A 19,789-nucleotide genomic window follows, 5' to 3' on the forward strand; every position below is an offset into this window, starting at 1 on the left:
GGCCTCAGCGAATCGCGTCGATCCAGTCGCCGTAACCCTGGGCTTCCATCTCCTCAAGCGGGATGAAGCGCATGGCTGCCGAATTCATGCAATAGCGCAGTCCGGTGGGTTCTGGGCCATCATTGAACACATGTCCCAGGTGTGAATCCGCCAGCTGGCTGCGAATCTCCGTGCGGGTCATGAACCATGATCGGTCCTCATGCTCGGTTACCACACCCTCTGCAATGGGACGGGTGAAGCTGGGCCAGCCAGTGCCGGATTTGTACTTGTCTCGGGAGGAAAACAGTGGCTCGCCGGAAATGACATCGACGTAAATGCCGGGACGTTTTTCATCCCAGTATTCATTTTCAAAGGCGCGTTCAGTGCCATCCTCGCGTGTTACCTTGAACTGTTCCGGTGTCAGGCGCTGACGCAGAACCTCATCCGACGGGCGCTGATAGCCCTTTCCGGGTAGCCCCATGCCTTCACTGTCGGACTGGGTTTCAGCGGGACGAAACTGACTGAAGTCGAGTGTTTGATCATCCCCCCAGACCTGTTCGATAAACTGGTAACGCCCCGAGTTGTGGGTATAAAAACGATACCGCACCGGGTTCTTTTTGTAATAGTCCTGATGGTAGCCTTCCGCTTCGTAGAACGTACCGAATGAGGTGATCTCGATCACCACCGGCTTGTCATATCGCCCGGATGCGATCAGTGCATCACGAGAGGATTCAGCAACCTGTCGCTGTTGATCATCATGGTAGAAAATGGCAGGACGATATTGTTGTCCACGGTCGACAAACTGGCCCTTGGCGTCGGTGGGGTCCATGAAGCGCCAGAAGCCTTCGACCAGCCCCTTGTAGGTGATGATGGCCGGATCATAGTAGACCTGTACAGCTTCGGTGTGACCGGTTTTGCCGGAAGACACTTGTTCGTAGGTTGGGTTTGGCTCGGTGCCGCCGCTGTAGCCTGAGATGGCTTCAATAACACCGGGGATTTTTTCAAAGCCCTGCTCGACGCACCAGAAACAGCCACCGGCAAAGGTAGCGACTTGATACTGCGACAGGTCGGGTGTGGCTGGGGCGTCAGCTGCGGTCAGCCGTGTCGATGCAAATACAGACAACGCCAGCGCAAGCATGCCGCCAGCAAGGTATCCGGTTCGGATAATCATGAGTATCTCCCGTTATGTTCTACTGCTTAGGACCTGCAACTGGTTAAAAGAGTTTCATGCTGCAGCGGACAACAGAGATCACTGTTCGGCTAAAAGGTTTGATTGAACCAAGCCTGTACGTGGTCTGTGGTGAAAGTGTTCAGTCAGCATAGTCTGATTTACATCCATACATGGATGAATGTAAAATGCCCGATCTCTTCACTCTGCTTTTGGAAACGGGATAAACGTCATGAAAACAGCTTTTCATACCGGCCGTGCAGTTCTGCTGGCACTGGCAGCGTCGCTGCTGGTCGCCTGTGGCAGCGACGATTCGCCCCAGGGTGCGGCAGCCCCCGGTGGGCAGGCGCTGCCGCCGGTGACGACCGAGGTGTTAACCGTCAAGCGACAGGATATTCCGCTACAAAAATCATACTCTTCACTGCTGCGCAGCGATGACGAAGTCACGCTGGTGGCGCGGGTGACCGGGGTACTGGAAACACGTCAGTTCGAGCAGGGCGACTGGGTTGAGCAGGGTGACCTGCTCTATACCATCGAGCCGGAGCTGTATCAGGCTCGCGTCAACGAACGGTCTGCCGACCTGAAAAGTGCCCAGGCAGAGCTGGACCGCGCCCGCCGTGATGCAGAGCGTTATCAGCAGTTGCTCAGCCGCAACTCGGTCAGCCGCCAGCAGGTTGATCAGGCCCAGGCTGAATTGAGCGTTGCTCAGGCCCGAGTGGCACAGGCAGAGGCGGCACTGGCCAGTGCACGCATTGATCTGAATTACACGCAGGTGAAGGCGCCGGTTGCCGGCATGGTTGGACTCAGCCAGATCAATCTGGGCAATCTGGTCAATGCCGGTTCGGAGCTGGTGACCATCACCCCGCTGGACCCGCTTGAAGTACGCTTCCAGCTGCCTCAACGGGATGCTTTTGAGCTGCGCAAGCAGCTGGCTGGCGGCGAGACTGACATTCGAAAGATTAGTGCCTCGCTTCAGCTGGCCGGCAACAACGGTGCCCAGTCCCTGACCCTGCAGGGGCAGATGGACTTTCTGGGGTCTCGAGTAGATGAACGAACCAGTACGGTGCAGGCCTCTGCCCGCTTTGAAAACCCTGAAGCACAGGTGCTGCCAGGGCAGTTTGTACGCGTCAGCATTGAAGGACTGAAGCGCTTTAACGTGATTGCCGTGCCTGAAATTGCGGTCACTCAGGGGCTGATGGGGCCTCAGGTATTTGTGGTTGATGAAGAGGGCAAGGCCCGTGCTCAGGCGGTTCAGCTGGGTGAGATTGCCGGTGAATGGCAGATCATTCTTGAAGGGCTTGAGGAGGGGGGGCAGGTTGTATCCGGTGATCCTTCCGGCATCAAACCGGGTACTCCGATTCAGCCTGCAGCCGCTGACGATGACGCGGCAGAGGAGGCGAGTGCCGAATGAATTTCTCCAACTTCTTTATCGGTCGGCCGATTTTTGCCACGGTGCTGGCGATTATCCTGACGCTGGTCGGGGTGGTCAGCATGCGGGTGCTGCCGATTGAGCAGTACCCCAGCGTGGTACCGCCCACCGTTTCGGTGCAGGCGCGTTTCCCTGGTGCCAATGCCGAGACCGTGGCCCAGACTGTGGCGGCCCCTCTGGCCGAGGCGATCAACGGGGTCGAGAACATGCTCTACATGACCTCGACCAGCGCCGACAATGGCATCATGAGCCTGAACGTGGCGTTTGATATCGGCACCGACGGCGATACCAACACTATCAACGTCAACAACCGTGTGCAGGGTGCACTGTCACAACTGCCCGAGCAGGTGCAGGCGCAGGGGGTAACGGTCAAACTGCGCTCAAGCTCCATCCTGATGGTGGTGGCGATGATTTCGCCCCAGGGTGACTACGACAACATCTACATGCAGAACTACGCCACCCTCAATGTGCTGGATGAGCTTCGCCAGATACCGGGGGTGGGTGAAGCGGATGTGCTCGGTGGTGGCAAGTTCGCCATGCGCATCTGGATGGACCCGGACAAGCTGGCGCAATATGACCTGACACCCACCGAGGTGGCAGCCGCGATTCGGTCGCAGAATACCGAAGTGCCGGCAGGCAGTCTGGCGGCAACACCCAATGCGAATCCGCGTGCCTACACCTATACGGTGACGGCGGGTGGACGCCTGTCCAGTGCGGATGATTTCCGCAATATTTTCCTGCGCACCAATGCTGACGGTTCGGCGCTATTGTTGAAAGATGTGGCACGCATCGAGCTGGGTGCGTCCTTCTACGGTATTGATGCCCGCCTTGATGGCGCAGGCATGACGCCCATTATCATCAACCAGCAGCCGGGCGCCAACGCGCTGGAGACATCACTGGCGGTCAAGGCCAAGATGGAAGAGCTGGCCGCACGCTTTCCGCCGGGTCTGAATTACGTCGTACCCTACGACACCACGCTGTTTATCAGCTCATCCGTTGAAACCGTGGTGACGACCTTTATCGAGGCGTTCCTGATCGTTGGCGTGATTCTGTTTGTATTCCTGCAGAACTGGCGCTTTACCGTGATCGCCATGTCGGTGGTACCGGTATCGGTTATCGCGACCTTTGCCGGTTTCTATCTGTTCGGTTTCTCGATCAACCTGCTGACGCTGTTTGCGCTGGTACTGTCAATCGGTATCGTCGTGGACGACGCCATTCTGGTGGTTGAAAACGTTGAGCGTGTGCTGAGTGAAGATGATGACATCAGCGTGCGTGATGCCACCATCCGAGCGATGAAAGAGGTAGGCGGCCCGGTTATTGCGACCTCGCTTATCATGGCGGCGGTGTTTGTGCCGGTGGCGTTCCTGGGCGGCTTTACCGGCCAGATCTACCAGCAGTTTGCGCTGACGGTTGCGATCTCGGTGGGCTTCTCGGCCCTGATGGCGCTGACCTTTACACCGGCACTGTCGGCCATTTTCATCAAACACAAGCCGCGCTTTGAAGGTTCGGGGGTGTTGCACGTACTGCATGCGCCGTTGCGCCTGTTTGATCGCGTGTTTGCGGTCGTTACAACCGTCTATGTCTGGATCGTTAAACTGCTGGTGCAGCGCTGGGTGCTTGCACTGGCGCTGACCGCTGCGTTCAGTGCCGGTTCCTGGTGGATGTTCAGCACCACGCCCACTTCGTTGGTACCGGAAACAGATCAGGGGATTGCGCTGGTCAGTGTTCAGCTGCCGGATGCCGCTTCACTGGATCGAACCAGCAAGTACATGGGCAAGCTGAGTGAGGCGATCGAGCAGATCCCCGGCGTTAATCATGTCGTGTCGATTGCGGGCTATGACATCCTCTCCAGTGCGGTTAATACCGCGCGGGGTATCATGTTCATCAGCCTGGTGCCCTGGGAAGAGCGTGAGTTGACAGTCGACCAGTTGGTCGGTCAGGTGATGCAGCTGGGTGCGCAGATTGATGGCGGCAGTGCCATCGCCTTCAATATGCCGCCGATTATGGGGCTCTCAACGACGGGCGGTTTTACCGGCTATCTGCAGTCCTTTGGCGGTGCCAGCTCAGAAGAGCTGTACATGGCATCGGTGAAAGTGATGCAGGCGGCCGCTCAGAACCCTGCACTGCAGCGGGTGTTCACCACCTTCAACGTGAATGTGCCCTCGTTCCGCGCCAACATCGATCAGCAGAAAGCCCTGAGCTACGGTGTGCCGTTGACCGATCTGAACTCAACCCTGTCGAATACGCTGGGTAACGGTTTCGTCAACTATTTCAGCTATCAAAACCGCAACTTCCAGGTGTATCTGCAGAATGAGGACGAGTACCGTGACGAACCCGAAGATATCAATAACATCTTCGTGCGTGCCGGCAATGGTGAACGGATTCCGCTGTCCGAGTTTGTGACGCTGGAGCGTCAGGTTGGTCCGGCGGTGGTATCCCGTTTCGGCGTCTATCTGGGTGCCCAGTTCCAGGGCGGACCGGCACCGGGGTATAGCTCGGCTCAGGCCATTGCGGCCATGAACGAGATTGTACAGCAGGAGCTGGGTGACAACTGGGGCATGGGCTGGACCGGTACGGCCTATCAGGAAACAACCCTGGGCAACACGGCGTCCATGGCGATTATTTTCGGCATCATCATGATGTTCCTGATACTCGCTGCCCAGTACGAAAGCTGGTCACTGCCGTTGGCGGTCATGACCGCTACCCCGTTCGCCTTCTTTGGTGCCATCGGCGGGATTGTGCTGCGCGGGCTGGAGGTGTCAGTCTATGTCGAGATCGGCCTGTTGGTGGTGGTGGGGCTTGCCGCCAAGAACGCGATCCTGATCGTGGAGTTTGCCGAACTGCAGCGCAGGGAGCTGGGCAAGTCGATCCATGAAGCGGCTGTCACGGCAGCCGAATTGCGTTTCCGCCCAATCGTGATGACCTCTTTTGCCTTTATTCTCGGCACCCTGCCGCTGGCACTGGCAAGTGGTGCCAGTGATGTGAGCAGCCATCATATCGGCACAGCGGTCTCAGTCGGTATGGCGTCCGTGGCGATCATCTCCAGCTGCTTCGTGCCGAGTTTCTACGCCATGATTGCGCATGTATCCGACTGGATCAGTCGCAAACGGGGTGTGGCGCAGTCTGATACGGCCCACTGAACCTCTGGCCAAAACGAAAAAGGCGCTCTCCCTCGGGACAGCGCCTTTTTCTTGCCCGATTATGGGGGGCTGGGGGCAAACCATGCGCTTCAGTGGCGGGTCATCAGCCCCATCAGGTGGGAAATCAGTGTCTCGCCACGGTCAAGAATGGAATATGCGTCCGGCTTGCGAAGCCAGTCATGGAACAGGCCTGAAAGGCATGTGTTCATCAAATCGGCGGCCACTTCCGGCGCTACCGACAGCTCCCGCTTTTCAGCCGCGAGGGCAAAGTAACGCAGCAGGGCATCGTGAATGTCACAGGCAATCTCTTCCTGCATTGCAATCGGGTCTATATCGCTGAAAAACTCGCAACGGTACAGCAAAATGGAGTGGACCCGCGTGTAGCGGGGCTGCTCCAGTCGTGCCAGTCCCTTGAGACAGGCCAGGCGAATGGCGTTGAGCGGAGATTCGGTCAGAATCGGATCATCAATTTCGCGTACCAGGTCGTCAAACGGCATCCGCACCCGTTCCAGCATGGCCCGGAACAGGTCAGCCTTGTTCTTGAAATGCCAGTAGACAGCTCCGCGTGTCATGCCGGCATGACGGGCTACCTGCTCCAGAGAGGTGCGCGCAACGCCGTACTCCATGAACATCTCTTCGGCTGCATCGATGAGTGTCTCACGGGTGGCGGCGGCTTCTGCTTTGGTGCGTCGTGCCATCGGGTTGGTCTCGCTTGTAACAACTACGGAAAGTGTGGATTATTTTACCGTATTGCCGGTTTAAAAAACATCATACATTTTTGTCTGTATGTATATGGCGGTACTGTAACGGTGCAATGAACCGGTACGACACACTCAGGAGGTCAGTGCATGGAAAACAGACTCAAGGGAATGTTGGTTGGTCTTGCGGTCGGTGATGCCATGGGGGCAGCGGTTGAATTCATGTCGCCAGGCAGCTTCCCGCCGGTAACGGGCTACCGCAGTGGTGGGCCGCACCAGCTGCCGGCGGGGTACTGGACCGATGACACCTCCATGGCGTTGTGCAGTGCCTACAGCCTGATTGAGAGACGTGGTTTTGATGCCTGGGATCAGATGGACCGCTTTCTGCGCTGGTTCCATGATGGTTACTGTTCATCGACCGGACGCTGTTTTGATATCGGCAACCGGACTCGCAGTGCGTTGATGCGCTATGCAGACAGCGGCGAACCCTTTGCAGGTGATGAATCGATGGACCAGGCGGGCAATGGTGCCCTGATGCGCCTTGCACCGGTCGTGATGCATGCATTCGAGCGGGATAATCTGGCAGATCTGGCAGCTGAACATGCTCGTCTGACCCATGCAGATCCGCGTTGTCTTGATGCCAACCGGGTGTTTGCCCTGATGTTGAAGGAGGCGCTTACAGCTGATGCACCGGAGCAGGTCTGGCAATCCTCAAGTGTAACTGAGCTGTTGCCTGAACTGGATTCGGAGGTGATCGAGATCTGTTTGGGCAGCTTTTTGCGCCAACAACCACCGGGTATCAGGGCAACGGGCTATGTGATCGACTCACTTGAAGCGGCACTCTGGGCGTTTGCCAAGGGCCGGGACTTTGCAGAAGGGATGTTGCTTGCGGTTAATCTGGGCGAAGATGCGGACACGGTTGGAGCCATTTACGGCCAGTTGGCAGGCGCCTACTATGGGCTGAGCGGCATTCCGCAACCCTGGCTTGAACAGTTGCATGAGCGGGAGCAATTGCTGCAGGTGGCCGAAGCCTTGATCCAGTTCAGTCGCCGGGCATGATCCTGCAGCAGGAAGGCAGCAAAAGCGGCCAACAGGGATTAAACTGATGCGGTCAAGAAAAGGGACAAAGATTACGGCTATGCGTGTACAACCGATGAAATTCTCGCTGACCAGTCTGATAGTGGCAGTCTGTCTGCTGGGTAACCTCACACACGCCGAGGTACGCCGCATTGTGCACCCGGATGGGCGGGTGGAGTATACCAACATCCAGCAAAGCAGTCCGGCCGCAGTTTCCACGACCTACTACAAATACCGCAATGCCAACGGCGTACTGTCATTCAGCGACGAAAAACCGCTCAATGCCACATACGAAGTGATGCGGTTTGACTGCTACGCCTGCAAACCCGGCTCACGCATCAATTGGGAAACCACACCGTTGTTTACCGATCGCTACCAGCAGGAAATTGAGCGCATAGCGGAGATCCATTCGGTTGACCCGGCGCTGGTCAGAGCCGTCATTCATGCCGAATCGGCCTTCAATCCTCAGGCGCGCTCCCGTGTGGGTGCTCAAGGGCTGATGCAGCTGATGCCTGCCACGGCAGAAGAACTCGGTGTTGCCAGCCCGTTCAACCCGGAACAGAACATTGATGGTGGTGTGCGCTATCTGGCCATGCTGCTGCAGCGCTATGAAGGAGATATTACGCTGGCTACAGCCGCTTATAATGCAGGCCCGGGTGCTGTTGAACGCTACAGCGGTATTCCGCCTTTTGCCGAAACCCAAGCCTATGTCAGGCGGATTGGGATATTGCACCGACGTTACAGGCAAGCGGGATAGCCCGAAGGCTGTCGCACGGATGTTATACTTTTCGACCTCTTTGAACCCACCGCCCGCCAGCAGGGAGTATTGGCTTGTCACAACAACCCTCACTGTTTGATGATCCGCTGCAGCCGGAACAGTTGCCTGATAAGCCTGCAGCGGCGCTGAAGCCGAAAGATCCAACCGCTCAACGTAAAACGCTCAGAGTCCTGCACAGCTCCGACTGGCATCTGGGCCGTTTGCTGTACGGTCAGAAGCGTTACGATGAGTTTGCCGCTTTTCTCGACTGGATGCTGGCACAGATCGAGCATTTGAACGTCGAGGTGCTGCTGATCGCCGGCGACCTGTTCGATACAACCACCCCGAGCAACAGAGCGCAGGCGCTCTATTACCGCTTTCTGCATCAGGTGGCGCGCTCGCGCTGTCGCCATGTGGTGATCATTGGCGGCAACCATGACTCCCCCAGCTTTCTCAACGCACCGGCGGGCCTGCTCAAGGCGCTGGATGTGCATGTGGTCGGCGCCGCCTGTGACAACCCGGCGGACGAGGTGGTGTTGCTCAGAGCCGAAAACGGCGAACCCGAAGCGATTATCTGTGCCGTGCCCTATCTGCGTGATCGTGATATTCGCCAGAGCGAAGCGGGCGAAAGTCTGGAAGACAAGGACCGTAAACTGGTGCAGGGCATTCGTGAGCACTATGCGCAGGTCTGTGCCGCTGCCGAACAGTTGCGTGAGTCACTGCAGGTGGATGTTCCGTTGATCGGCATGGGTCATCTGTTCGCCGCCGGTGGCAAAACACTGGATGGCGATGGGGTGCGTGATCTCTATGTCGGTTCGTTGGCGCAGGTGGGTGTCGATGCTTTCCCTGCCTGTCTCGACTATGTGGCACTGGGGCACCTGCATGTACCTCAGGCGGTGTCGGGCTGCGAGCAGATCCGTTACAGCGGCTCGCCGCTGGCCATGGGCTTCGGTGAAGCCAAACAGCAGAAAAGCCTGTGCCTGATTGAGTTTGAAGGGCATCACCCACAGCTTGAGTTGATCAATATTCCGCGTTTTCAAAGGCTGGAGCGGATCAAGGGCGATCAGGCTCAACTGAGTGCCGCACTGTACAAACTGGCGCAGGAGCAAACCTCGATCTGGCTGGAAGTGCTGTACGAAGGCGAGCAGGTGGCCGCCGACCTGCGCGACTGGCTGGAACAGCATACCGACGGTACCCAACTGACCGTGCTGAGGGTGCGCAACAACCGAGTGGTGGAGCGCATTCTGGCGCGCAGCGGTGAAGAGGAAACGCTGGATGATCTGGAGCCGATGCAAGTATTCGAGCGTGCGCTTGAACTGCATCAGGTACCCGAGACGCAACAGGATGAACTGAAGCGTCTGTTTGGCAGCGTGCTGCAATCCATGGCCGAGCAGGACCATCGTGCCGAATAGGCGCCTGCGTCAGAGAGACACACAATGCGTATTCTTCAGATCCGTTTCAAAAACCTCAACTCCCTGGCCGGTGAATGGCAGATCGACCTGACCGATCCCGCCTATATCAGCGATGGCATCTTCGCGATTACCGGCCCTACGGGAGCGGGAAAATCGACCCTGCTGGATGCGATCTGTCTGGCGCTGTACGGGCGCACACCGCGCCAAAGCCGGGTCAATGCCAGCCAGAATGAGGTGATGTCACGCCAGACCGGCGAGTGCTTTGCCGAGGTGCTGTTTGAAACCCCGCAGGGGCGCTGGCGCTGTCACTGGAGCCAGCACCGCAGTCGCAAACAGGCCGATGGCGCGCTGCAACAGCCCAAACACGAGATTGTAGACGCCGATGCCGACAAGGTGCTGCATACCAAACTCAAGGATGTGGCCGACACCATTGAGCGTCTCACCGGGATGGATTTCGACCGCTTCACCCGCTCCATGCTGCTCGCTCAGGGCGGCTTTGCGGCCTTTTTACAGGCCGATGCCGACGAGCGCGCGCCCATACTGGAACAGATCACCGGTACCTCGATCTATTCCGATATCTCCGTTGCAGTGCATCGTCGCAGAGGCGAAGAGCGGCAGCGACTCGATCACTTGAAAGCCGCTCAGTCCGGCCTGCAGTTGCTGGACGAAGAGGAAGAGACCACCCTGTCACGGCAATTGGCCGAACTGTCAGAGCAGGTACAGCAGCAGTCAAACGTGATCGGGCAGCAGCAAACCCTGCTCAACTGGCGACAGCAGCTGGACCGCGAATCCCGGCAGGCCGAGCAGCTGAAACAGCAGTGGCATGAACTGGAGCAGGCACAGCAGGCGTTTGCGCCGCAGCGGCAGCAACTGGAGCAGGCGATGCGAGCGGAAGCGCTCAGGCCTGCCTATGAGCCGCTGCGTCAGCGCCGGGGCGACCTGCAGCGCGCGCAGAAGCAGCTTGACCCGCTTCAGGCAGGACTTCCGGCCCTGCAGGACGCTGCCGATGCGGCGATGGCCAGGCAAAAACAGGCACAGGCGCATCTGCAGCAGGCGGAAGCTGAGCTGGAACGCCAACAACCCCTGCTGCGTCAATTGCAGGAACAGGACTGGAAACTGCGTGAGCAGCAGGCGCAGGTGGCAGAGTTCAGCGCCCGCCTGCCGACCGAGCTGCTTGAAGGGCCCGCACCTGACCCGGCAGCGCTGGAGGCCGCCATCGAGCGTGACGAACAGGCGCTGCAGGCGTCTCTGGCCGGCAGTACCCGCGCACAGATACAGCAGCAACAGGATCAGATTCGCAGCCGTGGCGAGCAGTTGGGCGAACTGCGTACCCGAGTGCAACAGGCCGATGAACTGAAACAGGCACAGCAGGAGGCCGCTCATAAGCGCGCGGCACTTAAGCCGGAACAGGATCGGATACAACACTCACTTGAACAACAGCGTGCTGAAGAAAGCCGACTGCAGCAGGAGCAACTGGACCTGCAGAAGCTGCAGCGGCTGGCCGAGCGGATTGCTGATCTGGAGCAGCAACGCCATGAGCTGGAGCCGGGCAAACCCTGTCCGTTGTGTGGTTCGGAGCAGCATCCCTGGCGCAGCGAGCAGCCACCGCAACTGACTGAAGAAAAAGCCCGGTTGCAGCGGCTCGAACAGCAACTGACCGCCTTGCGCAGTGAACTGCAGGCGCTGGCAGTACAGCAGGCGCGACTGGAGCAGGACGAGAAGGGGCTGCGCCAGCAGGAAGCTGACAACAGCCAGCGCCTGGAAGCGCTACAGGCCCCCATTCAACACTGTCTGCAACTGCTGGCGTTGGACAGGTGTCCATCGCAGGATGAGATCGAGCAGGCACATCAGGCCGCCCGTCAGCAGTGGGGGGAGTTGCGCGACCGGTTGGCCGACATTGACCGGCTGGAGCAGGCCCTCAAGCAGCAGCGAGCCGAGCAGGAGCGCGTGCAGCAGCGGCTGGCACTGGATGCGGCACGGGCTGATTTGACTCAACTGCAACAGCAGCGACAGGCACTTTCGCCAGAGCCGGATACCGCCGCGTTTGAACAGCGCCTGCAGCAGGCGATACGTCAGGCGCGTCACGCACTGGAGCAGGCGCAGGCTGCTGCCACTGAACAGCAGAACAGCCTCAACCGCCGCCAGCAGCAGATCAGCGACCTCAAGCGCCATATAGCGGACTTGAACACCGAAACGGCTCGGATGCAGCAAGCCTTCGATGCAGCACTGGCGCACAGCCAGTTTGCCGATGAGCAGACATTACAGGCGGCACTGTTGCCGGAGGAACAGCTCAAAACCTTGCAGCAGGACGCTGAAAAATTGAAGGCTGACGCGGCACGACTGCAGGCATTGCAGGAGCAGTGCCACAACAGACTGCAGCTGCTGCAACAGCAGGCCTTGACTGAGCAGAGCAGCGCCGAGCTGAAAGTGGCGCTTGAGCAGCTCACGTCAGAGCATGCGCTGTTGTTGGAGAAACGCGGCAGCCTGCAGCAGACGCTGAACAGTAACGCCGAGCGCAAGGCGCAGTTCGGTGCCCAGCAACAGGCGATCGATGCTCAGCAGCGTGAACTGGAGCAGTGGGATACCCTGCATGCCCTGATCGGCTCGGCGGATGGCAAAAAATTCCGCAACTTCGCTCAGGGGCTGACTTTTGAACTGATGATCGGTCACGCCAACCGCCAGCTGCAGAAAATGTCCGACCGCTATCTGCTGGTACGTGACGCCGAACAGCCGCTGGAGCTGAACGTGATCGACAACTATCAGGCGGGCGAAATCCGCTCTACCAAAAACCTGTCAGGTGGTGAAAGCTTCCTCATCAGCCTGGCACTGGCGCTGGGGCTGTCCGGCATGGCCAGCCGCAATGTGCGGGTCGATTCGCTGTTTCTCGATGAGGGCTTTGGCACCCTGGACGAAGAGGCGCTGGAAACGGCACTGGACACCCTGTCCGGCCTGCAGCAGGAAGGCAAGCTGATCAGCGTCATTTCCCATGTGCAGGCGCTGAAAGACCGCATCGCCACGCGCATCGAGGTACAGCCGCTCAGTGGTGGTCGCAGCCGCATCAGCGGGCCGGGATGTGTGGCGCTAAGCGGCTGAATCGGCTGGACTTTGCCACCCTGACCTCTATGCTGAAAGGAATCACGGGAGGAAAGCGGCATGGATTTGGTCTGGCGTGAACTTTTTCGTCAACAGAGCAGCTTACAGCCACAGTTACCGGCGGCACTGCTTGAGCCGCTGCAGCAACTGTTGCAGCAGGCGCCAGCGGGCTGGGCACAGGCCCGCAGCTGGCAACCCCAGCTGGTGCGCACGCTACAGCAACTGGCACTGCCCGGCTGGCTGATCGCGCAGCTGTTGAGTGACCACAACGACCTGCTGTATCGGGTTGCCATAGACGAAGCCATGGGCGAGATGGACGCCGAAGGCTGGGGGCCGCCGCCTGTGCGTTTTTGTGTACTGGTGATGGGGTCAGGCGGGCGCCATGAAAGCCTGCTGCACCCGGATCAGGACAACGCGCTTATTCTGGAAGATTACCCCCTCGAACGTCACAACGAGATCGATACCTGGTTCTGTACATTGGCCGAGCGCTTTACCGCCCGCCTGGATCAGGCCGGTATTCCCTACTGCAAGGGCGATGTGATGGCCTCGCGTCCGCTTTGGCGCAAGCCGATCAGCGAGTGGAAGGAGCAGATGCGGCTCTGGATGGCGACTCGGCGGGTCAAGCTGGTGCAGCTGTGCAACATTCTGTTTGATTTCGCACCGGTGTACGGTGATGCAACCCTGGCACAGCAGCTGCGCGATGCGATTCAGACGCAGATACCAACGGCGGGGTTGTTTCTGCACGAAATGGCCGAGCTGTTTGATGAGTCGCCGGTGGCACTGGATCGCTTCGAGCGCCTGCAGGGCGATGGCAAGGATGCCCCGCACCCAAATGCACTTAACCTCAAGCGGCAGGGGCTGTTGCCACTGACCGCAGCGCTGCGTCTGCTGGCGCTGAAAAAGGGCTGTCCCGAAGTGTCCTGTCGTGCACGTCTTGCCTGGCTCGATCAGGCCGGGGTGCTGCAAGCGGGGCAGGCAAGGGTACTGACCCAGGTATTTGAGCGTCTGCTGGACAGCCTGCTGCTGACACAAATGGAGCGGGCGGAAGGTGAGGGGCTGCCGGATAACTGGATCGATCAGTCACAACTCGATGATTTTGCTCAACGCCAATTGCAGTGGGATCTGAAGCAGATACGCACACTTCAGCAAAAGGCTGTCAGCCTCTGATAAAGATAGGAATAATTTGCATTCATGGCTTGTAATGAGAATATTTGTTATTTATATTGAGCCTATAAATGATATCTATTCTCATGCTTGAGTGGTGAATGGCTGATGATCGTATGTGTATGTAAAAGAGTCAGTGATCGTGAGATCCGCCAGCTGGTTGACGAAGGTGCAACGTCTCTGCGCGATATTCGCAATGCAACCGGACTGGGGACCCAGTGTGGCAAATGTGCCTGCGAAACCCGTCTGATGGTGCGAGATCTGTGTGGCCATGCACCGAATCCGTTGCGTGAACTGGCCGCTCTTGCTTACGAACTGCCCTCATCCGCGACCGCCTGACGGGTGGACTCGGTTTGCGCCCGGCCTGTGCTGCGGCTAAGGTATTTACATGTTTAGCCGTAGTCATGAGGAATGGATATGAAAGGCGATGCCAAGGTCATTGAACACCTGAATACAGTGCTGGGAAACGAACTGGTCGCAATCAACCAGTATTTCCTTCACGCCCGCATGCTCAAGGACTGGGGCCTGAAAAAACTGGCCGACTGGGAGTATCACGAATCAATCGATGAGATGAAACACGCCGATTGGCTGGTTGAGCGTATTCTGTTTCTTGAGGGCCTGCCCAATCTTCAGGATCTGGGCAAGCTGCGCATCGGTGAAGATGTGCAGGAGATGCTGGAGTGCGATCTGGCACTGGAGCATGCGGCCCATGCCGACCTTAAGGTGGCGATAAAGTATTGCGAGCATGTGCAGGATTACGTTTCGCGCGATCTGCTTCTGAAAATTATCGACAGTGAAGAAGAGCACATCGACCATCTGGAAACCGAGTTGGAGCTTATCCGTCGCGTCGGTATCCAGAACTACCAGCAGTCTCAGATGGAGCCTTCAGAAGGCTGATCCTCTTCCGGTGCCTGCGGCAGTTCTATTATCAGGCAGGCACCGCCCAGCTGCTGCGGGTCATCAACCCACAGGCGGCCCCCCAGATGGCTGATGATGCCACGGCTGATCGGCAACCCAAGGCCGGTGCCGCGCGGACGTGCGCCGGCTGGCTGGCCTTCTTCTTTGCGTGCCTGTTCGATCTGATGAAACTTCTCGAACACTTTCTCTCGCTCCGCTTCGGCAATGCCGGGACCGTTGTCTTCCACTCGGATGCGGTAGTGCCGCTTGTGCGGAGCCAGCATCAGCAACACTTTTGAGTCTGCATCACTGGCAAACTTGCTGGCGTTATCGAGCAGGTTGATCAATACCTGCTGCAGCCGGTCAGGGTCGGCAATAACCGTGCAGGGGGTATCAGGCAGTTTCAATGCCAGCTCCACCCCGCGATCTTCATACAGCCGGGTGACCGCATCCACCGACTGTTGCACCAGTTCAACCAGGTCACAGCGTTTGGGGTTGAGTGTCATACGGCCGGACTCCAGCCGCGCCAGATCAAGAATCTCTTCGATCAGGCGTGACAGGCGCTCGCTCTCGCGCACGATAATTTCCAGAAAGTGCTGCTGCTTCTCGATCGGCATCGCTTCGGCATCGCGCAGTATCTCGGCAAAGGCGCGGATGGAGGTCAGTGGCGTACGCAGTTCATGGCTCACCATGGCCACAAACTCATCCTTGAGCCGATCCAGCTCGCGCAGGCGCTCGTTGGCGCTGCGCAGTTCTTCCCCGATCTGGGCCAGCTCAGACGATTTCTGCTCCAGCCGTCGGTTGTACTCCAGTGTTTGTGACGTGGTGTCCAGAATGCTGAGGATCGAGGGCATATCCAGCGCTTCGCCCCGTACCACAGAGTTGATCAGGATGCGTGCGGTGGCGCTGCCCAGCGCACCGGTCAGGCCCTGTTCGGCAGCGGCGATCATGGCCGGTGTGGCAGCGGTATCATCGCCCGGTTCAGGCTGCTGCCCACCCAGCAGACGTCTAGTGGCGGGCTGGCCCAGATAGCGGCTGAGCAGCATGAACAGCTCATAGCGGCTGGCCTGCCCCTGCCAGATCGGGGCCTGCTCCGCTTCTGGGCGCAGGGCGTTGGTAAACAGGGCGGCCTGGGTCTGTTCCATATGACTCTGACGACTGAACAGCGAGATGCCTACCAGCAGTCCCACATTCGCCAGCATGCTCCAGAACAGCGAATGGGTGTAGATATCCCAGCCCTCAAGCCCGAACAGGGCATAGGGGCGAAGCAGTTCAATACCCAGTGGCCCCTGTTCAATAAAGCTGACATCAAGCCAGCCCGACAGGGCAAAGCCGGGGATCAGCAGGGTCCAGGCCCACACCAGCGTACCGGCGATCATGCCGATTGCGGCACCGTTGCGACTGGCGCCGCGCCAGTAAAGCCCCAGCAGTAACGCCGGGGCGAACTGCGCAGCGGCGGCAAACGAAACCAGCCCGATGGTGACCAGGCTGTACGCCTCACCAATCAGGGCATGGTAGAGATAGCCCAGAATCAGAATCAGAATAATGGCAACGCGGCGAATCCCCAGCAGCCAGCCGGAGAGATCGGGCCGGTTGGCCAGCTGCAGGCTGCGCCAGCGCAGCAACAGCGGCATCACCAGCTGGTTGCTGACCATGGTCGAGAGGGCGATGGTCTCCACAATCATCATGCTGGTCGCGGCCGACAGCCCACCGATAAACACCAGCAGCGGCAGTGCCTGCAGCCCTGCCGCCAAAGGCAGGGTCAGGACGAAATTGTCCGGCTCACCGGTTGCACTGCCGCCCAGCAGCCCGGCCAGCGCGATCGGAATCACGAACAGGTTGATCAGCAGCAGGTAGAGCGGAAACAGCCAGCATGCACGGCGCAGGTGCTGCTCGTTGACGTTCTCGACCACCAGCACCTGAAACTGGCGCGGCAGGGTGATAAAGGCCAGCGTGGCGAGCATCAGCGTGCCGAACCAGCCCAGTGCACCACCGGGAATCTGCTCCAGGCCAAAGCGCTGCCCCAGCTGTGGCAACTCGGCAGCGGCGCTGGCCATCAGGTCGGCAGGGCCGGAATAGAGCACAAAGGTGGCGAAAAAACCCACCGCCAGAAAGGCGAACAGCTTCACCAGCGATTCGAAGGCGATGGCCGTGACCATACCTTCGTGACGTTCGCTGGCATCCAGATGACGGGTACCAAACAGAATGATGAATACCGCCAGCACCAGTGATACCCAGAACGCCTTGTCGCTGAGAAAGCCGCTCAGTGAAAGCTGCGGCAGCGTCTGATCCGGGTACTCGGTCAGAATGGCGTAGCTGACGGTGATCGCCTTCAGCTGCAGGGCGATGTAGGGCATGATCGCGATCACGGCAATCAGGGCCACCAGCGCACCAAGGCTGCCGCTCTTGCCGTAGCGGGCGCTGATGAAGTCGGCAATGGAGGTGATGCGCTGGGCACGGGCGATGCGGATCATCTTGCGGATCAGCATCCAGCCGCACAGCATCGCCAGCGTGGGGCCAAGGTAGATCAGCAGAAAGCTCAGGCCTGTGGTGGCAGCGCGGCCCACACTGCCGTAAAAGGTCCAGGCGGTACAGTACACGGCAATCGACAGCGCATAGACAGTGGGCGAGTTCACCAGCGAGCGACGTTGTTCGGCGCGGCGGTCGCCCCAGGCGGCAATCACGAACAGCAACGCCAGATAGCTGAACGCGACGATGAGGACGATGAAATCACTCCTCATGGGGGCGCTCCAGAATCAGGGCCGCGAGCAGAATCAGCACCGCCCAGATCAGATAGATGATCAGCGGCAGGGTAGAGAAGCCCCAATTGCCCTCACGGTCGAACAGCAACAGCAGTGGCGGCGAAAACAGCAGCAGGGCCAGTAATGTCAGCGCCAACAGGCGATTCTGTTCGTTTCGTTTCATGATGAGCGTCCCTGTTCCACTTCACGCTGCAGCTCAAGCAGCTGCTCAAGTGTTTCGATGCCGCGTGATCGCAGCCGTGGCAGCAGTGCCAGCAGCAACTCGGCGGTAACGCGTGCATCGCCCAGCGCCGTGTGCCGAGTGCCGGGCGGGAAAGTCAGTTCAAACCGCTCGGCCAACGCATCCAGCCCGTGGCCTTCCAGTGTCGGGTCGATGGCACGGGACAGCAACAGCGTATCCAGCACCGGCATATCGAACGCGGGCCCCGTATCGCCACTGGCCAGACGCAGCGCCAGCAGGTCAAACACCGCATTATGTGCGACCAGTACACCGGGGCCCACATACTGATGAAAGCGTGGCAGCACCACCTCGATAGGCGGGGCATTGGCCACATCGGCATCCGTCAGATGATGAATGGCGGTACTTTCGGGCGGAATCGGCCGTTGCGGGTTGATCAGCTGGTCAAAGCTGTCCTGTGCCAACAGGCGACCCCGCAGAATACGACAGGCAGCGAGGCTGATGATCTGATCCCCGCCGCGCAGGTCCAGCCCTGTGGTTTCGGTATCGAACACCACCAGCTCAAGTTCCTCCAGCCGGGTATGCGCCAGTGCCGCGTCAGGGGCGGGCAGCTCGGCAATGCTGAAGTCATGAAATTCGGGTCTTGGCTGGTCAGCTGGCTGTTCGGCCCTTGGCTGGGGGCGGGCACCGCGGCTGGACGCGGGCAGCGGCAGGCGCAGGCAAGCGGTGTCGGCTTCATTGCGGGGCTGAGACCACAGCTCGGCGCCGTGCTGCGCCAGCACATCCTCGATACGGGGGGAGAGCGGATCATCGAACAGATGCAGCGCATGCCAGAGGCCCAGCTGATGATCGGTCAGTGGCTCACCCTGCCAGATCAGGTCCAGATAGACCCGTTTGTTGCCCAGCAGCACTTCAATATCCAGCGCATCCACCTGCCTGATCTGTACCAGTTCACGCACCAGCCGCTCCAGCATCGCCAACAGGGCCGGCCCATCGACCCGAATCCAGACCGGAATGCCCACCGGTGTCAGCTCAATCGCCTCTTCATGCAGGCGCTCGCCGAGCGCACTGAACAGGTCGTTGGACCAGGTCTCTTCAAGCCCCGACTGGCTCAGCTGATGAGACTCGACCAGACGGGTGAGGGCTTCCACTTTTTGCGACAGGGCCTGACTCTCCTGACTGATCGCCTGTTCCAGCCTGTGCTGCAGCTCAGGGTTGTTCTCGACCTGCACCAGTGCATCGGCGGCGCTGCCAAGGCTACCGGCATGGCCGCGCAGACGGGGCAGCAGTGCGGCCAGCTCACGGCGCCAGCGCTGGTCGCTTTCCAGCTCATGGGTGGTGTCTCGCAAGGTGATCAGGGCACCACCGTGGCGTGCCCCCAGGCGTCGCAGCTCACAGCGCAGCCAACGCGGCTCGCCGGGCAGCAGCAACTGGCGCGGTGAGCCATCCTGCGGCAGCTGCTTCAGTGCATCGTTCAGGCTGGCGTGGGGCAGCAGCTGGCTGATGCGACGGCCCAGCCCCAGTGCGGGCTGATCATGGAACAGCTCGCGTGCCGCCGGGTTGAACAGCAGCAGGCGCTGGTGGTCGTCACAGATCAACAGTGGCAGGTCCAGCACCTGCAGCACGCCCTCCAGCTCTTGCTGAATGCGCAGCGCCTCGGCTGCCCCCTCGTCATGGGCATCACGCAGGCGCGACCGGTCACCCCGCCAGCCGTCACGAATATGGTCAAGGTCAGGCTGCAGCGGTTTGAGCCAGCCATCCAGCGGGAAATCGGAGCGCGCATCCGGGCTGGCCACCAGCCGTGCCAGCAGCACCTGAAACTGCCGCAGCGGCCTGAACAGCCGGCGTTCAAGCACCATCCCAAGCATCAGCACCACAACGGCCGGGCTCAGCCCCAACAGCCAAAGGGCGACCCGTTCAGGCGTGGCGGGTGTGAGTGAGGTGTCCAGCCAGAGCAGCAGGCCAATACCGCCAAACAGCAGCGCGCCGCACAGCAGCATCCAGAGTCCCAGCAGGTTCTGACGCGAGGGCATGG

At 59.4% G+C, this 19,789-nt stretch carries 14 protein-coding genes; 9 read left to right on the forward strand and 5 right to left on the reverse strand.

Going from position 1 to position 19,789, the window contains the following annotated elements:
* Positions 1 to 4 precede the first annotated feature (4 nt).
* A complete protein-coding gene (gene msrB / locus ABIE60_RS12305) occupies positions 5 to 1,150 on the reverse strand; it encodes a peptide-methionine (R)-S-oxide reductase MsrB (protein WP_354469721.1) in 1,146 nt (381 codons plus the stop codon).
* Positions 1,151 to 1,379: 229 nt separating this feature from the next.
* On the opposite strand from msrB, the gene ABIE60_RS12310 reads away from it, so the two are divergent.
* Positions 1,380 to 2,558, forward strand: coding sequence for an efflux RND transporter periplasmic adaptor subunit (locus ABIE60_RS12310; protein WP_354469723.1), 1,179 nt, complete (start codon positions 1,380 to 1,382; stop codon positions 2,556 to 2,558).
* A complete protein-coding gene (locus ABIE60_RS12315) occupies positions 2,555 to 5,716 on the forward strand; it encodes an efflux RND transporter permease subunit (protein ID WP_354469725.1) in 3,162 nt (1,053 codons plus the stop codon). Before ABIE60_RS12310 ends, ABIE60_RS12315 begins: the two co-directional genes overlap by 4 nt.
* Positions 5,717 to 5,805: 89 nt before the next feature.
* On the opposite strand, the gene ABIE60_RS12320 is transcribed toward ABIE60_RS12315, so the two are convergent.
* On the reverse strand, positions 5,806 to 6,414 hold the full coding sequence (locus tag ABIE60_RS12320; RefSeq protein ID WP_354469727.1) for a TetR family transcriptional regulator: 609 nt from the start codon (positions 6,412 to 6,414) through the stop codon (positions 5,806 to 5,808).
* Positions 6,415 to 6,564: 150 nt separating this feature from the next.
* Between ABIE60_RS12320 and ABIE60_RS12325 the strand changes: the two genes are divergently transcribed.
* The 7 genes from ABIE60_RS12325 to bfr all read left to right on the forward strand — a co-directional run bounded on the left by ABIE60_RS12325 (position 6,565) and on the right by bfr (position 14,814).
* Positions 6,565 to 7,473, forward strand: coding sequence for an ADP-ribosylglycohydrolase family protein (locus tag ABIE60_RS12325; protein ID WP_354469728.1), 909 nt, complete (start codon positions 6,565 to 6,567; stop codon positions 7,471 to 7,473).
* Positions 7,474 to 7,552: 79 nt separating this feature from the next.
* Positions 7,553 to 8,248, forward strand: a complete 696-nt coding sequence (locus ABIE60_RS12330) for a lytic transglycosylase domain-containing protein (protein WP_354469730.1) — start codon at positions 7,553 to 7,555, stop codon at positions 8,246 to 8,248.
* Between the two features lie 74 nt (positions 8,249 to 8,322).
* A complete protein-coding gene (locus tag ABIE60_RS12335) occupies positions 8,323 to 9,660 on the forward strand; it encodes an exonuclease SbcCD subunit D C-terminal domain-containing protein (RefSeq protein ID WP_354469732.1) in 1,338 nt (445 codons plus the stop codon).
* 24 nt (positions 9,661 to 9,684) lie between these two features.
* Positions 9,685 to 12,753, forward strand: coding sequence for an AAA family ATPase (locus tag ABIE60_RS12340; RefSeq protein ID WP_354469734.1), 3,069 nt, complete (start codon positions 9,685 to 9,687; stop codon positions 12,751 to 12,753).
* A gap of 60 nt (positions 12,754 to 12,813) precedes the next feature.
* Complete coding sequence (locus ABIE60_RS12345) at positions 12,814 to 13,920, forward strand: DUF294 nucleotidyltransferase-like domain-containing protein (protein ID WP_354469736.1); 1,107 nt, start codon at positions 12,814 to 12,816, stop codon at positions 13,918 to 13,920.
* Between the two features lie 105 nt (positions 13,921 to 14,025).
* Positions 14,026 to 14,256: a (2Fe-2S)-binding protein gene (locus ABIE60_RS12350; RefSeq protein ID WP_354469738.1), complete on the forward strand. Its 231-nt coding sequence runs from the start codon at positions 14,026 to 14,028 to the stop codon at positions 14,254 to 14,256.
* A gap of 78 nt (positions 14,257 to 14,334) precedes the next feature.
* A complete protein-coding gene (gene bfr, locus ABIE60_RS12355) occupies positions 14,335 to 14,814 on the forward strand; it encodes a bacterioferritin (RefSeq protein ID WP_354469740.1) in 480 nt (159 codons plus the stop codon).
* Here the strand turns inward: bfr and ABIE60_RS12360 are convergent.
* From ABIE60_RS12360 to ABIE60_RS12370, 3 genes are read right to left on the reverse strand one after another with little or no spacing between them, the layout of a single operon-like run.
* Positions 14,790 to 17,555: a sodium:solute symporter family transporter gene (locus ABIE60_RS12360; protein ID WP_354469742.1), complete on the reverse strand. Its 2,766-nt coding sequence runs from the start codon at positions 17,553 to 17,555 to the stop codon at positions 14,790 to 14,792. The two genes, bfr and ABIE60_RS12360, sit on opposite strands and share 25 nt — an antisense overlap.
* Positions 17,545 to 17,739, reverse strand: a complete 195-nt coding sequence (locus ABIE60_RS12365; protein ID WP_354469743.1) for a hypothetical protein — start codon at positions 17,737 to 17,739, stop codon at positions 17,545 to 17,547. The genes ABIE60_RS12360 and ABIE60_RS12365 overlap by 11 nt, the downstream gene beginning before the upstream one ends.
* A complete protein-coding gene (locus tag ABIE60_RS12370) occupies positions 17,736 to 19,787 on the reverse strand; it encodes a 3'-5' exonuclease (RefSeq protein ID WP_354469745.1) in 2,052 nt (683 codons plus the stop codon). Before ABIE60_RS12370 ends, ABIE60_RS12365 begins: the two co-directional genes overlap by 4 nt.
* Between the last annotated feature and the right edge of the window lie 2 nt (positions 19,788 to 19,789).

The organism is Marinobacterium sp. MBR-109, from assembly GCF_040547565.1.
Classification (GTDB): domain Bacteria; phylum Pseudomonadota; class Gammaproteobacteria; order Pseudomonadales; family Balneatricaceae; genus Marinobacterium.